Origin of the sequence: Amphritea opalescens, from assembly GCF_003957515.1 — a bacterium.
Classification (GTDB): domain Bacteria; phylum Pseudomonadota; class Gammaproteobacteria; order Pseudomonadales; family Balneatricaceae; genus Amphritea; species Amphritea opalescens.
The window spans coordinates 61610-75981 of the sequence record NZ_RQXW01000019.1 but is presented as its reverse complement, the minus strand read 5'-3'; the positions used below and the strand labels follow the sequence as shown (position 1 = coordinate 75981).

The 14372-nt window shown below is 49.0% G+C and carries 11 protein-coding genes, 1 tRNA gene and 1 rRNA gene; 11 read left to right on the top strand and 2 right to left on the bottom strand.

From position 1 onward, the window contains the following. Positions 1-98: ribosomal RNA gene (rrf, locus tag EH243_RS16410) — 5S ribosomal RNA — on the top strand; the annotation flags it as partial. Positions 99-359: 261 nt separating this feature from the next. Here the strand turns inward: rrf and EH243_RS16405 are convergent. Beyond that, positions 360-2339: a methyl-accepting chemotaxis protein gene (locus EH243_RS16405; RefSeq protein ID WP_164549144.1), complete on the bottom strand. Its 1980-nt coding sequence runs from the start codon at positions 2337-2339 to the stop codon at positions 360-362. A 273-nt stretch (positions 2340-2612) separates the two neighbouring features. On the opposite strand from EH243_RS16405, the gene carA reads away from it, so the two are divergent. The 3 genes from carA (at position 2613) to greA (ending at position 7529) form a co-directional block, all read left to right on the top strand. Further along, complete coding sequence (carA, locus tag EH243_RS16400; protein ID WP_126159743.1) at positions 2613-3746, top strand: glutamine-hydrolyzing carbamoyl-phosphate synthase small subunit; 1134 nt, start codon at positions 2613-2615, stop codon at positions 3744-3746. Between the two features lie 88 nt (positions 3747-3834). Beyond that, complete coding sequence (gene carB / locus EH243_RS16395) at positions 3835-7041, top strand: carbamoyl-phosphate synthase large subunit (RefSeq protein ID WP_126159742.1); 3207 nt, start codon at positions 3835-3837, stop codon at positions 7039-7041. A gap of 11 nt (positions 7042-7052) precedes the next feature. Beyond that, positions 7053-7529 (top strand): transcription elongation factor GreA, encoded by a 477-nt coding sequence (greA, locus tag EH243_RS16390; RefSeq protein WP_126159741.1) that lies wholly within the window; start codon positions 7053-7055, stop codon positions 7527-7529. A gap of 62 nt (positions 7530-7591) precedes the next feature. Here greA and EH243_RS16385 read toward each other — a convergent pair whose 3' ends face one another. After that, complete coding sequence (locus tag EH243_RS16385; RefSeq protein WP_126159740.1) at positions 7592-7894, bottom strand: YhbY family RNA-binding protein; 303 nt, start codon at positions 7892-7894, stop codon at positions 7592-7594. A gap of 122 nt (positions 7895-8016) precedes the next feature. On the opposite strand from EH243_RS16385, the gene rlmE reads away from it, so the two are divergent. The 7 genes from rlmE to EH243_RS16350 all read left to right on the top strand — a co-directional run bounded on the left by rlmE (position 8017) and on the right by EH243_RS16350 (position 14294). Continuing rightward, positions 8017-8637, top strand: a complete 621-nt coding sequence (rlmE, locus tag EH243_RS16380; protein ID WP_126159739.1) for a 23S rRNA (uridine(2552)-2'-O)-methyltransferase RlmE — start codon at positions 8017-8019, stop codon at positions 8635-8637. An 89-nt stretch (positions 8638-8726) separates the two neighbouring features. Then, positions 8727-10694 carry an ATP-dependent zinc metalloprotease FtsH gene (ftsH, locus tag EH243_RS16375; protein ID WP_126159748.1) on the top strand — a complete coding sequence of 656 codons (1968 nt, stop codon included), beginning with the start codon at positions 8727-8729 and terminating at the stop codon, positions 10692-10694. Positions 10695-10754: 60 nt separating this feature from the next. Next, positions 10755-11639, top strand: coding sequence for a dihydropteroate synthase (folP, locus tag EH243_RS16370; RefSeq protein WP_126159738.1), 885 nt, complete (start codon positions 10755-10757; stop codon positions 11637-11639). Continuing rightward, positions 11632-12966 (top strand): phosphoglucosamine mutase, encoded by a 1335-nt coding sequence (gene glmM, locus EH243_RS16365; RefSeq protein WP_241235111.1) that lies wholly within the window; start codon positions 11632-11634, stop codon positions 12964-12966. The genes folP and glmM overlap by 8 nt, the downstream gene beginning before the upstream one ends. A gap of 86 nt (positions 12967-13052) precedes the next feature. After that, a complete protein-coding gene (gene tpiA, locus EH243_RS16360) occupies positions 13053-13817 on the top strand; it encodes a triose-phosphate isomerase (RefSeq protein WP_126159737.1) in 765 nt (254 codons plus the stop codon). Between the two features lie 12 nt (positions 13818-13829). After that, a complete protein-coding gene (secG, locus tag EH243_RS16355; RefSeq protein ID WP_126159736.1) occupies positions 13830-14195 on the top strand; it encodes a preprotein translocase subunit SecG in 366 nt (121 codons plus the stop codon). 12 nt (positions 14196-14207) lie between these two features. Then, a tRNA-Leu gene (locus EH243_RS16350) sits at positions 14208-14294 on the top strand. Positions 14295-14372: the final 78 nt, after the last annotated feature.

The following is a 14372-nucleotide window of genomic DNA, read 5'->3' as shown; positions in this document are numbered from 1 at the left end:
ATGGAACCACCCGATCCCTTACCGAACTCGGAAGTGAAACGTCTTAGCGCCAATGGTAGTGTGGGGATTCCCCATGCGAGAGTAGGTCATCGCCAAGCTTCAAATAAGAGACAGCCCCGATCATTAGTTTGATCGGGGCTTTTTCGTTTTTGGCGTTTGGGGTTTAGATTCGCGAGTTTAAATACATAGTCTGCACTGTGGGAGCCGCCTCTGGCGGCGATCAGCGTTGGGTCGCATTTCTGGTTCGATGGTGCGGTTCGCAAAGCTCACTTCACCCTACGGTAATGCAGAGGTGTTTTATTATTAGCGGAAAGCTTTATGTACGGTGGATAGCTGAGCTGTAATAGGGTTGGTTCGGCTTAAGGCTGCTTACTAAATTGCTGTAATAGCTGTAGAAGGCTCTGATTTGTGAGATCAAGTTGATTGGCTTGCTGTTTGTTATTTTTGGCTTCGACTGCAGACTCTTGCGAATGCAGTAGGGTTATATCGATGACTTCAGATATCTGATGAGTCACCATCGCTTGTTCCTCGGTTGCGGATGCGATCATGCTGCTCATGTTATCTATCTCATGGATAGAAAGGCGGATCTGTTCAACGCTTTGTTGGGCGTTTTCGGCTAATGATGCGGTGTTATGCACATGTTCAGCTTGAAGGTCTATGTTGTTAGACATCTGCTTTATTGCGTTATTTAATTTTTTGATTATTAAGCTGATTTTGTCGGCAGCATTGGCTGTGTTAATGGCTAATGAGCGTACCTCGTCAGCCACGACGGCAAATCCGCGGCCACTTTCGCCGGCTCGGGCCGCTTCAATAGCGGCATTGAGGGCTAATAGATTGGTTTGTGCTGCGAAATTTTGAATTACCAGTAGAGCTGAGCCAATTGCTTTTCCATCTTCTTGCAGTTGTAACAAGGTAGTATTGGTGGCCTCTGTTTCTGCCTGTAGTTGGCGGATACTGGTGCTGGTGTTTTGCATTGCGTTGACGCCCAATATCACCACTTGCGTAGCTTGCTGAGTAGCGGTCGATGTTTTTACCGCATTTTCAGCTACCTCTTCATAGGAGCAGCTTAATTGCTGTATCTGTACCGAAGCTTGCTCTGTTGAATGTTGCTGTTTGCTGACTATCTGTGTGAGGTTGTCCGAACTGTTATTAAGCTTCTTGCCTAGTTGATCAAGTGCTTCGCTTTCAGTGTTAATCTTTTCAATCAGCATACTAAAATAATGGTTCAGGTGGTCGATGGCGTGATTAAGCACCTCTATTTCTAGAATACGACTCGGTAGGCTGGTTTTATGATTGAGTTGCCCGTTAGCTAAGGCATTTAGTTGTTGGCAGGTGCTGCTGATTACCCTGCTAAGTTGGGTGTTAATCGTCGCCATAATGAGTCCGATAATGATAATTAAAGCGAGGCTGGTAATGAGTAGCAGATTGACGAGTTGCCCAGTGTTGTCGTAGTTATTCTGCAAGCGGTCTTGGTTGTCTTGTAAAAGTCCCATGAGTTGATCAATTAATGCGGTTGTTGATTGTATCGATTCTGCTTTGTTTTCATATATACCCTCGATATTCGCTAGTTCTTTGCTGTAGCGCCCCACCAAGCTGTTGAGTTCCTGAACGTAGAGGTCGCCTCGTTCATCCTGTGGAGACGTCTGTACGCCGATATTATTTCCTAATAAGGCTCCGAGCGAGTCGTCACTGTCGACCTCTTCGTAGAGGCCCAAGCGGGGAAGCTCGCTAAGTTGTTGGACGATGAGCTTGAGTTTTTTTAAATGCTGATCGATATCCTGACGATTGGGCTGGGCTGTTGAGAAAAAACGCTGCCGGCTGTGGGCGAGTTCTGGAATGATTAAGTTTATCTTCGTCAGTAATGATAAATACTGTTGTGTTAGCCTTGGTTGTTGCTGTTTTGCTTCTGTCGCATATTGGTTAAGTTGACTGGCGCTGCCGAGTATTTCCCGCTCATTATTGATGAGCAGTTCTTGTGGCATAGCTAGTTTGCCGGCGGCTCGTAGTTTTAGCAGGGCGATGGATTGTAATTCGGTTAATGCTTGTTCAACGGCAGGCATGCCGTTGGTTGTTAGCGTTTTAACCCTTGAATCGCTGAGGATTAGTTGTGTCAGTGTGTTGTCGATCATATTCAGTAGCGAAGCGTCGCCTGAGCTTAGGTAGGTCAAAATAGGGCGGTTCACATTATTATCAATATCTTTTTGTAGTTGTTGATAGTTGCGGGTTTGTTCAAAGCTGTTATTCAAGCGGTTGAGGGACCAGAACATTAAACTGGCCATCGTTGTCACAACCAGTAATAAGGTTGCACCCGCTAAGATATTGATGTGTGTTATTTTCATGTCATACAGCTCAGATATTTTAAGACATCCTTTATATTTCTTTTTTGTTACAGGCGTGTTGCAGCCTTTTTTGCAGATACTCATAATGGGAGGTTGGGTGACATAGACAAGCTAGCCGATATGGATTAAAATATCGCCGATTTGCATCCTAGAAATGCATAGCAAGAATTCTCTATAAAAAAGCGAGGCGGGCATTTTGTTCTACCTCGCTTTTTTGCAACTTACAGTTTATTAATTCTGTTTAGATTTTCGCACGAAGCGGGGAGGTTAATTTTGACAAGACCAGCCATTCTGGCCCTTGAGGACGGCAGTATCTTCCGGGGAGTAGCGATTGGCGCGGATGGCCAGTCCAGCGGTGAAGTGGTATTTAATACTTCTATGACTGGTTATCAGGAGATTCTGACGGATCCATCGTATTGTCGTCAGATTGTGACCCTGACCTATCCACACATCGGTAACGTGGGAACCAATAAAGAGGATGAAGAGTCTTCTCAATCATGGGTTGCAGGTCTTGTAATCCGGGATTTGCCGTTAACCGCCAGCAACTGGCGTAGCGAGCAAAGCCTAGATGAATACCTAAAAGCGAACAACATCGTCGGCATCGCCGATATTGATACCCGTCGACTCACGCGCATCTTGCGCGAAAAAGGTTCATTGGGCGGTTGTGTTATGGCCGGCGATATCGATGAAGAGCAAGCGCTAGCGGCGGCTAAAGCATTCCCTGGCTTGAAGGGAATGGATTTGGCTAAGGAAGTCACTACGGCTGATGCGTATCAGTGGACGTCGACTACTTGGGATGCCGTTAAGGGCCATCAAGAACGCGCTGATGCTGAACTGCCGCATCACGTGGTTGCCTATGACTATGGCGTCAAACGCAATATTTTGCGCATGTTGGTCGAACGGGGCTGCCGCTTGACCGTGGTACCTGCAAAAACGACAGCTGCTGAAGTGTTAGCGCTGAATCCTGATGGTGTGTTTTTGTCAAACGGCCCTGGTGACCCGGAACCTTGTGATTATGCTATCAATGCGATTCAAGAGATCTGTAAAACCGATGTGCCGGTCTTTGGTATCTGTCTTGGCCATCAGTTGTTAGCGTTGGCGTCTGGTGCGCAGACCATGAAGATGAAGTTTGGTCATCATGGTGCAAACCATCCCGTACAAGACTTGGGCGATATGAAGGTGATGATCACCAGTCAGAACCACGGTTTTGCGGTTGACGAATCTACCTTGCCCGCGACGCTTCGCCCTACGCATAAATCATTATTTGATGGTTCCTTGCAAGGGATAGAGCGGACAGACCGCGCAGCCTTTAGTTTTCAAGGGCACCCTGAAGCGAGTCCTGGGCCACGGGATGTCGCGCCGCTATTCGATCGCTTTATTCGCGATATCGAAGCGCGTAAGGCCTAAAGGTCTGATTTAAGCTATATACGTACTGCCCGCGAGTTATCGGCGGGCAGCTTTCAAAGAATTACAATTTTTGATCGGTTGTTTACACATGCCAAAACGTACGGACATACAAAGTATTCTTATCCTCGGTGCGGGTCCTATCGTTATCGGTCAGGCCTGTGAGTTTGATTACTCCGGAGCCCAGGCCTGTAAAGCTCTGCGTGAAGAGGGCTATCGCGTTATCCTGGTTAACTCTAACCCTGCCACCATCATGACGGACCCGTCGATGGCGGATGCCACCTATATCGAGCCTATCCAGTGGAAAACGGTTGCTAAGATCATCGAACAGGAGCGTCCAGATGCGCTGCTGCCAACCATGGGCGGCCAAACAGCGCTGAACTGTGCACTGGATCTCGAGCGGGAAGGCGTGCTGGAGAAATTTGGCGTCGAGATGATCGGTGCTAATGCCGATACTATCGATAAAGCTGAAGACCGTGATCGGTTTGATAAGGCGATGAAATCCATCGGTCTGGAATGTCCACGTGCTGCGATTGCTCACAGCATGGAAGAGGCGTTGCAAGTTCAGTCTCAGTTAGGTTTTCCATGCATTATTCGTCCATCGTTCACCATGGGTGGCACCGGTGGCGGTATTGCGTATAACAAAGAAGAGTTTATCGAGATTTGCGAACGCGGTCTCGATCTGTCGCCTACCACTGAGTTGTTGATCGATGAATCCCTGATCGGCTGGAAAGAGTATGAGATGGAGGTGGTTCGTGACAAAAACGATAACTGCATCATTATCTGCTCGATCGAAAATTTCGATGCCATGGGTGTGCATACCGGTGACTCTATTACCGTTGCTCCTGCTCAGACGCTGACGGATAAAGAATACCAGTGGATGCGTGATGCCTCTCTGGCCGTGTTGCGTGAGATTGGTGTTGAAACTGGCGGTTCAAATGTTCAGTTTGGTCAGTGCCCTGAAACCGGTCGGTTTGTCATTATCGAGATGAACCCACGGGTATCTCGTTCATCCGCTTTGGCGTCTAAAGCAACAGGTTTCCCGATTGCTAAAGTGGCGGCTAAGCTGGCGATTGGTTATACACTGGATGAGTTGCAAAACGATATTACCGGTGGCGCGACGCCTGCTTCTTTTGAGCCTGCGATTGACTATGTTGTTACCAAGATTCCACGGTTCACCTTTGAAAAATTCCCACAGGCAAATGATCGCCTGACCACACAGATGAAATCTGTGGGTGAAGTGATGGCGATCGGCCGTACGCAGCAAGAGTCTTTGCAGAAAGCGCTACGGGGCCTAGAAGTCGGCGCTGCCGGTCTCGATCCTATTGTTGATCTGCAAAGTGAAGATGCACGGGCTGAAATCGTACGTGAAATGAAACAGCCGGGTGCGGAACGTATCTGGTATCTCGGTGATGGATTCCGTTTGGGGATGACTGTTGCAGAGCTCTATGAGCTCTCCGGTATCGATCCATGGTTCCTCGTTCAGGTTGAAGATCTGATTAAAGATGAGTTGCGGGTGTCTGAGATGACCCTGTCAGAGCTGGATGAGACCGAACTCTATCGCCTGAAGCGTAAAGGCTTTTCTGATACGCGTTTGGCTGCATTGCTGGGTGTGTCCGAGAAACAGGTTCGCAAACAGCGTCACAAGTTTAATATCCGTCCGGTGTTTAAACGTGTTGATACCTGTGCGGCTGAGTTTTCAACGGATACCGCTTATATGTACTCAACCTATGAGGAAGAGTGCGAATCTAACCCATCTGATCGTGACAAAATCATGGTTATTGGTGGCGGCCCTAATCGTATTGGCCAAGGTATTGAGTTTGATTACTGCTGTGTACATGCGGCATTGGCGGCTCGTGAAGATGGTTATGAAACCATTATGGTTAACTGTAACCCAGAGACCGTATCGACCGATTATGACACCTCCGATCGCCTCTACTTTGAGCCGATCACCTTGGAAGATGTGTTAGAAATTGTACATATCGAGAAGCCGAAAGGCGTGATCGTTCAGTATGGTGGTCAAACACCGTTGAAGTTGGCATTGGCGCTAGAGCAAGCCGGTGTACCGATTATTGGTACTTCGCCAGAGGCGATTGACCGTGCGGAAGATCGTGAACAGTTCCAGCAGATGCTTAAACGTTTAGGGCTGAAACAGCCTGAAAACGCCACAGTACGCTCGTTAGAAGAAGCCGTCATCGAAGCCGAAAAACTGGGCTATCCGTTGGTTGTGCGCCCATCTTACGTATTAGGCGGACGGGCGATGGAGATCGTCTACAAGGAATCTGAACTGCGTCAATATATGACGACGGCGGTGAAAGTTTCCCACGATGCGCCGGTTCTACTGGATCACTTCCTAAATGCAGCGATTGAAGTCGATATCGATGCGGTGTGTGATGGCGAAACCGTCGTTATCGGCGCCATTATGCAGCATATCGAACAAGCGGGTGTTCACTCAGGTGATTCCGCGTGCTCTCTGCCGCCTTACAGTCTGTCAGCTGAGCTGCAGGACAAGATGCGTGACATGGTCAGTAAAATGGCACTAGAACTCGGTGTTGTGGGTCTGATGAATACTCAGTTGGCCTATCAGGACGGCGAAGTCTACGTTATCGAAGTGAACCCACGTGCGTCACGTACGGTGCCCTTCGTGTCTAAGTGTATCGGTGTGTCTTTAGCTAAGATCGGTGCTCAGGTGATGACCGGTCGGACACTGAAAGAGATCGGCTTTACCCAAGAGATCGTACCAACGCTCTTTAATGTTAAAGAAGCGGTATTCCCGTTCAATAAATTCCAAGGGGTAGATCCAATCCTGTCACCGGAAATGAAATCTACCGGTGAAGTGATGGGGGTCGGCGAAACCTTTGGCGAAGCCTTTATGAAAGCTCAGTTGGGTGCCGGTGAAAAGATGCCTGCGACTGGTAAGGCGTTCATTTCGGTACGTGAAGTTGATAAGCATCACGTTCTCCCTGTTGCTCGCGACCTGGTTGGCTTAGGCTTTACGCTGGTTGCTACGCGGGGCACTGCCGCGCTGTTGAAGCAGGAAGGTCTCGATGTGCAAATCGTCAATAAAGTAATGGAAGGTCGGCCAAATGTTGTCGATATGCTGAAAAATGACGAGATTGTGTACGTTATCAATACCACGGAAGGCCGTAAGGCGATTGCAGATTCTGCTGAGATTCGTCGATCCGCCCTGCAGCACAAAGTACCGTATAGTACGACGCTGGCGGGTGCTGAGGCGATGACAAAAGCGATGCAGTATGGCGAAGAGAAAGTTGTTCGTCGTCTGCAAGATCTTCATTAAGGAATAGTATTATGCAAAAGTTTCCAATGACCGTGGGTGGTGAAAAAGCATTGCGGGAAGAACTGGACGACCTGAAAACCGTCCAGCGTCCAACAGTGATCGCTTCTATTGCCGAAGCCCGTGAACATGGCGACCTGAAAGAAAATGCGGAATATCATGCGGCACGTGAGCAGCAAGGGTTTATCGAAGGGCGGATTCAAGAGCTTGAAGGTAAATTAGGTTCGGCTCAGGTGATCGATGTTACGCAGATTCCACATACTGGCAAAGTGATTTTCGGTACTACCGTTGATCTGCTTAACCTCGATACCGATGAAACGGTTACTTACCAGATTGTGGGTGATGATGAGGCCAATATTAAAGGTGGCAAGATCTCGATCAGTTCACCGATTGCCCGCGCCTTGATCGGCAAGGAAGAGGGCGATGTCGCTGTCGTCCAGACGCCAGGTGGCGGTGTTGAATATGAAATTGATCAGGTTCGTCATATTTGACCCTGAAGGATAAAAAAAACCGCCTTACGGCGGTTTTTTGTTGTTGATCTAACGCTGCTGAATTAACGTAGCAGGTTAGAGAGTTTAGGGTCAGGGCTTTTGGCTGCTCGATAGAGCAGGGCCACATTACCGATCTCTTGGACGATAGTTGCTTCAACAATCTTGGCCATTTCGCTGATCAGTTGTTTCTTTACTTCGCGGTCGCCCACGGCAAATTTGATTTTGATCAGTTCGTGGTCTTCTAGAGCGCGATCAGCTTCCAGGAGAATATTTTCACTCAGCCCATTACCGGCGACAGTGATGATTGGGTTGAGGCCGTGTCCGATAGTTCGGAACTGCTTCTTTTGCGTAGGGGTTAAGCTCATACTAAAATACTGGACCTTTGAATTTTAGAGCGGAAGACCCGCTCAGAATCATAATTAACCGATTTTACCTGAGTTAGTGTGCAGAAAGTAGACATTGACTCAAATTCCGAATGGGGTTGTTGGTGGCAAGATCAAAAAGCAGCGGTCGTTGGCTGCAGGAACACTTCGACGATCAGTATGTAAAAAAATCCAGAGAGCTTGGATATCGCTCCAGAGCAAGTTTTAAGCTGCTGGAATTGAACGAAAAAGATAAACTCATTCTCCCTGGGATGACGTTGATGGATCTTGGTGCGGCCCCTGGAGGTTGGTCTCAGATAGCGGCAGAGCTGGTCGGAGATGAAGGTCGGGTGGTCTCGTCGGATATTCTGCCGATGGATCCCTTGCCGGGGGTACAGTTTGTTCAGGGCGATTTTACAGAGGAATCTGTGCTCAATGAGATCCTAGAAACATTAGGAGATACGTTGGCAGACCTTGTAATTTCCGATATGGCCCCCAATATGAGTGGTATGAATGCTGTTGATCAGCCGGCCGCGATGTATCTTGTGGAGTTGGCGTTGGACATGGCTCGTCAGGTATTGAAGCCCGGAGGTGATTTTGTCGCTAAGGTTTTTCAGGGTGAAGGATTTGACGAATACATGAACGATATGCGCAGCAGCTTTACTAAGGTATATACCCGTAAGCCGGACTCATCGAGGGCCCGTTCGCGTGAAGTCTATTTGATTGGACGAAATTTTCGTCCCTGATATGGTCAACACGGTATAACTACTGTAGCTTTGTTTGTTTTCGGACGGACACTAATTTTGAGAAAACAGAGGGTTTTCCTTTGAACGATATGGCAAAGAATTTAGTACTGTGGCTGGTTATCGCGGCAGTGCTGTTAACCGTTTTCAATAATTTTAACAGCGAAGACACATCGCAAAACCTTAACTACTCTGAGTTCATCAGTGCAGTGAAGAGTGATCAGGTTCGGCGTGTTGTGATTGATGGTTATACCATTGAAGGCGAGCGGCTTAACGGCGAGCACTTTTCGACTGTGCGTCCTGCTTTGCAGGATCCTAAACTGGTCGATGATCTCTATAACCACAAGGTGGTGATAGAAGGTAAGCAGCCTGAAAAACAGAGTGTTTGGACTCAGTTGCTGGTTGCTAGCTTCCCTATCTTGATTATTCTAGCCATCTTTATGTTCTTCATGCGGCAGATGCAAGGTGGCGGCGGCGGTAAAGGCGGCCCAATGTCATTTGGTAAGTCGAAAGCCCGAATGATGAGCGAAGATCAGATCAAAACGACCTTTGACGACGTGGCGGGTGTTGAAGAAGCCAAGGAGGAGGTCAAAGAGCTGGTCGATTATCTACGCGATCCTGGTAAGTTTCAGCGACTCGGTGGGCATATTCCCCGTGGTGTACTGATGTCAGGTAGCCCCGGTACGGGTAAAACGTTGCTGGCGAAAGCGATTGCCGGTGAAGCCAAGGTGCCGTTCTTTACAATCTCTGGTTCTGACTTTGTTGAGATGTTTGTGGGTGTTGGTGCCTCTCGTGTACGGGATATGTTCGAACAGGCGAAGAAAAATGCGCCTTGTATCATCTTTATTGATGAGATCGATGCGGTCGGCCGTCACCGTGGTGTTGGTATGGGTGGCGGTAACGATGAGCGTGAACAGACACTGAACCAGCTGTTGGTTGAGATGGATGGTTTTGAAGGTACTGAAGGCGTTATCGTGATTGCCGCGACTAACCGTCCCGATGTACTTGACCCTGCGTTATTGCGTCCGGGCCGGTTTGACCGTCAAGTGCATGTCGGCTTGCCGGATATCCGTGGCCGCGAACAGATTTTGAAAGTGCATATGCGTAAAGTGCCACTAGGCGATGATGTTAAGCCTGACCTGATCGCCCGTGGTACTCCCGGTTTCTCCGGTGCAGACCTCGCTAACTTAGTGAACGAAGCGGCGTTATTTGCTGCACGTTCCGGTAAGCGGACGGTAGGTATGGAGCAGTTTGAACGCGCCAAAGATAAAATCATGATGGGTGCCGAGCGTAAATCCATGGTGATGTCGTACGAAGAACGTCGGAATACGGCTTATCACGAGTCAGGTCATGCGATCGTTGGTCGTCTGATGCCTGAACATGACCCTGTGTATAAAGTATCGATTATTCCTCGGGGACGCGCACTGGGTGTGACTATGTTCCTGCCGGAAGAGGATCGTTACAGCCATAGCCGTAAGTTGTTGATCTCCAATATTTGTAGCCTATATGGTGGCCGTATTGCGGAAGAGATGACTCTCGGTAAAGATGGCGTGACCACCGGTGCTTCTAACGATATTCAGCGGGCGACTAGCTTGGCGCGGAACATGGTGTCTCGCTGGGGTTTGACCGATGAGCTTGGTCCTATTCTGTATGATGATGAAGAACAGGATCCGTTTAACCGCGGTTATGGGCAGCCAAGTAAAGCGATGTCTGAAGAGGTGCAGCGTAAGATCGATGCTGAAACCCGTAAGATTATCGATGAGTGTTATGCGAAAGCCTATAAAATGCTGGAAGATAACCGCGATATTCTTGATGATATGACTGCCGCGCTGTTGAAGTATGAAACCATCGATAGCAAGCAGCTTGATGAGTTGATGGCGCGTAAGCCGGTTAGCCCGCCAGAAGGTTGGCAGGAATCCGACTCTAAAGCCGCTGATGAAGAAGCTGCAGCAGCAAAAGAGGAAGAATTTGATCTTGAAGAAGAGCATCAGGCTGAAGCTAAGGGTGACGAACCGTCATCTGATGCGGATACTGATACGCCGGATGAAACACCGCGCTAATCTATTGATGTAACGCTATAAGGCCGGTCTCTGACCGGCTTTTTTAATAATCTTTCTGCGATGGAAACAGCAGTGATTGATTTGTCGACCTATCGTTTTGGTTCCCGCTCTCTCGATTTGAGCCGCCCTCAAGTTATGGGCATTGTTAATGTGACCCCCGATTCGTTCTCCGATGGTGGTTCTCTATATGAGTCCCGTCAGCTCTGTGTTGATCAGGCGATTAAGCGTGCTCGACAAATGGTAGAGGATGGGGCGGCCATTATTGATATTGGCGGTGAATCGACCCGTCCAGGCGCTGTGGCGGTCTCATTGCAAGAAGAATTGGACCGAGTCCTGCCGGTGGTTGAAAGAATTAATGCGGAGCTGGATGTTATTATCTCGGTGGATACTAGCGCACCTGAGGTGATGACAGCAGCGGCTCGGTTGGGCGCAGGTCTTATTAATGATGTCCGTGCATTAGGCCGTGAAGGGGCGTTAGAGGCTGCTGCTGAGACTCATCTGCCGGTCTGTATCATGCATATGCAGGGTAGTCCGGCAACGATGCAGAATGCGCCGGAATATGACGATGTACTAGACGACGTTAGTTGTTTTCTACAGCAGCGGATCGAAGCCTGTCATAGCGTAGGCATTGCCAAGGATCAGATTATTCTAGACCCCGGTTTTGGTTTCGGTAAGACAGTCGAACATAATTTACGTTTGCTGAATAATCTGTGTCAGTTGCTTAAGTTTGATCTGCCCGTTCTGGTGGGCACGTCACGCAAAAGCATGCTGGACCATATCTTGAATCGATCTGTTGACCAGCGTTTGGCAGGTGGTCTAGCAACCGTCGCTATCGGTGTGCAGCAGGGGGGCCATATTTTCAGGGTTCATGATGTTAAAGAGACGGTTGATGTCGTACGCATGACCGAAGCAATCTTGCATGAAAGGAAAGTTGATAATGACTAAGCGATATTTTGGCACGGATGGTATTCGCGGCAAGGTTGGCACTGCGCCGATCACTCCCGACTTTATGTTGAAGCTCGGTTGGGCGGCCGGTAAGGTGTTTGCCCGGGAAGGGCGTAGCAAGATTATTATTGGCAAAGACACGCGAATCTCGGGTTATATGTTTGAATCAGCCCTTGAGGCAGGCTTGTCGGCCGCCGGCGTGGATGTGTTGCTGCTAGGTCCTATGCCAACGCCTGCCATTGCTTATCTCACGCGCACCTTTCGCTGTAATGCGGGCATTGTGATCAGTGCATCACATAATCCTTATTATGATAATGGCATCAAGTTTTTTTCCGAACACGGTACCAAATTGCCGGATGCTATCGAGCACGCTATTGAAGCGCAGATGGATATGGCGATGACCACGGTGGAAGCGGCTGAGCTGGGTAAGGCGCAAAGGATTGAAGATGCGGCGGGGCGTTATATTGAATTTTGTAAAGGCACCGTTTCGGGCGATCTGAGCCTCAAAGGTTTGAAGATCGTTGTCGATTGCGCTAATGGTGCTACCTACCATATTGCCCCGAAAGTATTCCGTGAGTTGGGTGCATTAGTGGTCGAAATCGGCTCATCTCCCGATGGTATTAACATTAATGAGGCCTGTGGGGCGACGTCGACGGCATTGCTGCAGCAAACGGTAGTTGAGCAACAGGCCGATCTGGGTATTGCGCTAGATGGCGACGGAGATCGTCTCATCATGGTGGATCATCTAGGTCAGCAGGTCGATGGAGATGAACTGCTCTTTATTATAGCGATGGCGCTGCACAAAAAAGATCAGCTCAGCGGTGGTGTTGTCGGTACGCTGATGAGCAACTTCGGTTTAGAGCAAGGGTTGAAACAAGCCAACATTCCTTTTGTGCGGGCGAAGGTTGGCGATCGCTATGTGCTGGAACAGATGATTGCCCATGATTGGTTTCTTGGTGGGGAGTCGTCGGGCCATCTGATCTGTCGGCAGTTAACCTCCACGGGAGACGGTATTGTTGCCGCGCTGCAGGTGTTGAAAGCGATTGCCGACGAGCAGAGCTCGTTGTATACGCTTAAGTCGGCAATGGGTAAAATGCCGCAAACGATGATCAATGTGCGCTTGACGGATAAAATCGACGTGCTTGCTCTGCCAGAGGTGCAGTTAGCCGTGGCCGATATTGAGTCTCGCTTAGGTGAGCGTGGGCGGGTATTATTACGCCCTTCGGGCACTGAGCCATTAGTTAGAGTGATGGTAGAAGGTGATGATGAGGCTTGGGTTGAAGGCCTGTGTCAGGAATTAGCCGAGGTTGTGCGACAAGCACTCTGAATTTTTATCATTTTGTGTGCGCTAGTTGCTTGTAACTTATCAGGAAACTCGTTACTATGTGCGCCGCTTTGCACAGAGGGGAACTCATGCGTAAGACGATAGTCGCCGGAAATTGGAAAATGAACGGCACCAGTAAGTCGATTAAGACATTGCTGGAAAGCCTCACCGCGGGTGTACCTGCAGTTGATGGTCTGGTGACATTAGTCTGTCCGCCTGCTGTCTACCTTGCTCAGGTTAAGCAGCAGTTAGGTGATGCGCCGATTGCATTGGGTGCGCAAAATGTTTCTTCGCAACCGATGGGTGCTTATACTGGCGAGTGTTCGTTAGCGATGCTGCAGGATCTAGGGTGTGAGTATGTCATTCTGGGTCATTCTGAGCGGCGTAGCCTATTTGCTGAGTCAAATAGTGACGTAGCTGAGAAAGTAGCTGCAACCCTAGCAGCAGGATTGATACCGATACTTTGTGTTGGTGAAACTCTAGAGCAGCGTGACGCGGGTGAAACACTGACGTTGGTAGCTGCACAGATAGATGCGGTATTGCAGCGAGTGGGTGTTAAAGATTTTGCCTCTGTGGTGATTGCATACGAACCTGTTTGGGCTATTGGTACAGGTTTGACAGCAACCCCAGAGCAGGCGCAGGAAGTACATGCTGCTATCCGTGCGCAACTTGCTGAACGTGATGCAGATATCGCTGATCAGCTATCAATTTTGTATGGCGGTAGTATGAATGCCGGCAATGCAGCTGAGCTTTTGGCTCAGCAGGATATTGATGGTGGTTTGATTGGTGGCGCATCACTGAAAGCTGACGAATTCCTGACGATCTGCGCCGCGGCGACAGAAAGTCGTAAGTAAGTGGAAAAATAGATGGAAACTCTGGTTCTTGCTGTACATGTTCTACTGGCTGTTGCCATTATTGCTCTGGTGTTATTGCAGCAGGGCAAAGGCGCTGAAGCCGGTGCTTCGTTTGGTGCAGGCGCATCTCAGACAGTTTTTGGTAGTCAGGGATCCGGTTCATTCTTGAGTCGTATGACAGCGATTATTGCAACCGGTTTATTTATCACCAGCTTTGTGTTGGCGGTATATGCAAAAGATAAGGCTGTATCTGTAAATGATGCTGGTATTCCAGCGGCAGAACTGATACAAAGTGCCGCGGATCAGGTGGATCAAGTGCCTGTTCTGGAAGAGCAAAAATTACCAACAGGTGATGCGGACGTACCGCCTGCTGAGTAAACCTCGTTTTATGCCGAAGTGGTGGAATTGGTAGACACGCCATCTTGAGGGGGTGGTGACCTAATGGTCGTGCGGGTTCAAGTCCCGCCTTCGGCACCATATTTAAAGAAGCGCTCTGTGAGCGCTTTTTTTTCGTCTGTGCCTTGGCGGGACTATCGTCCCGCGTTGGTTCATCTG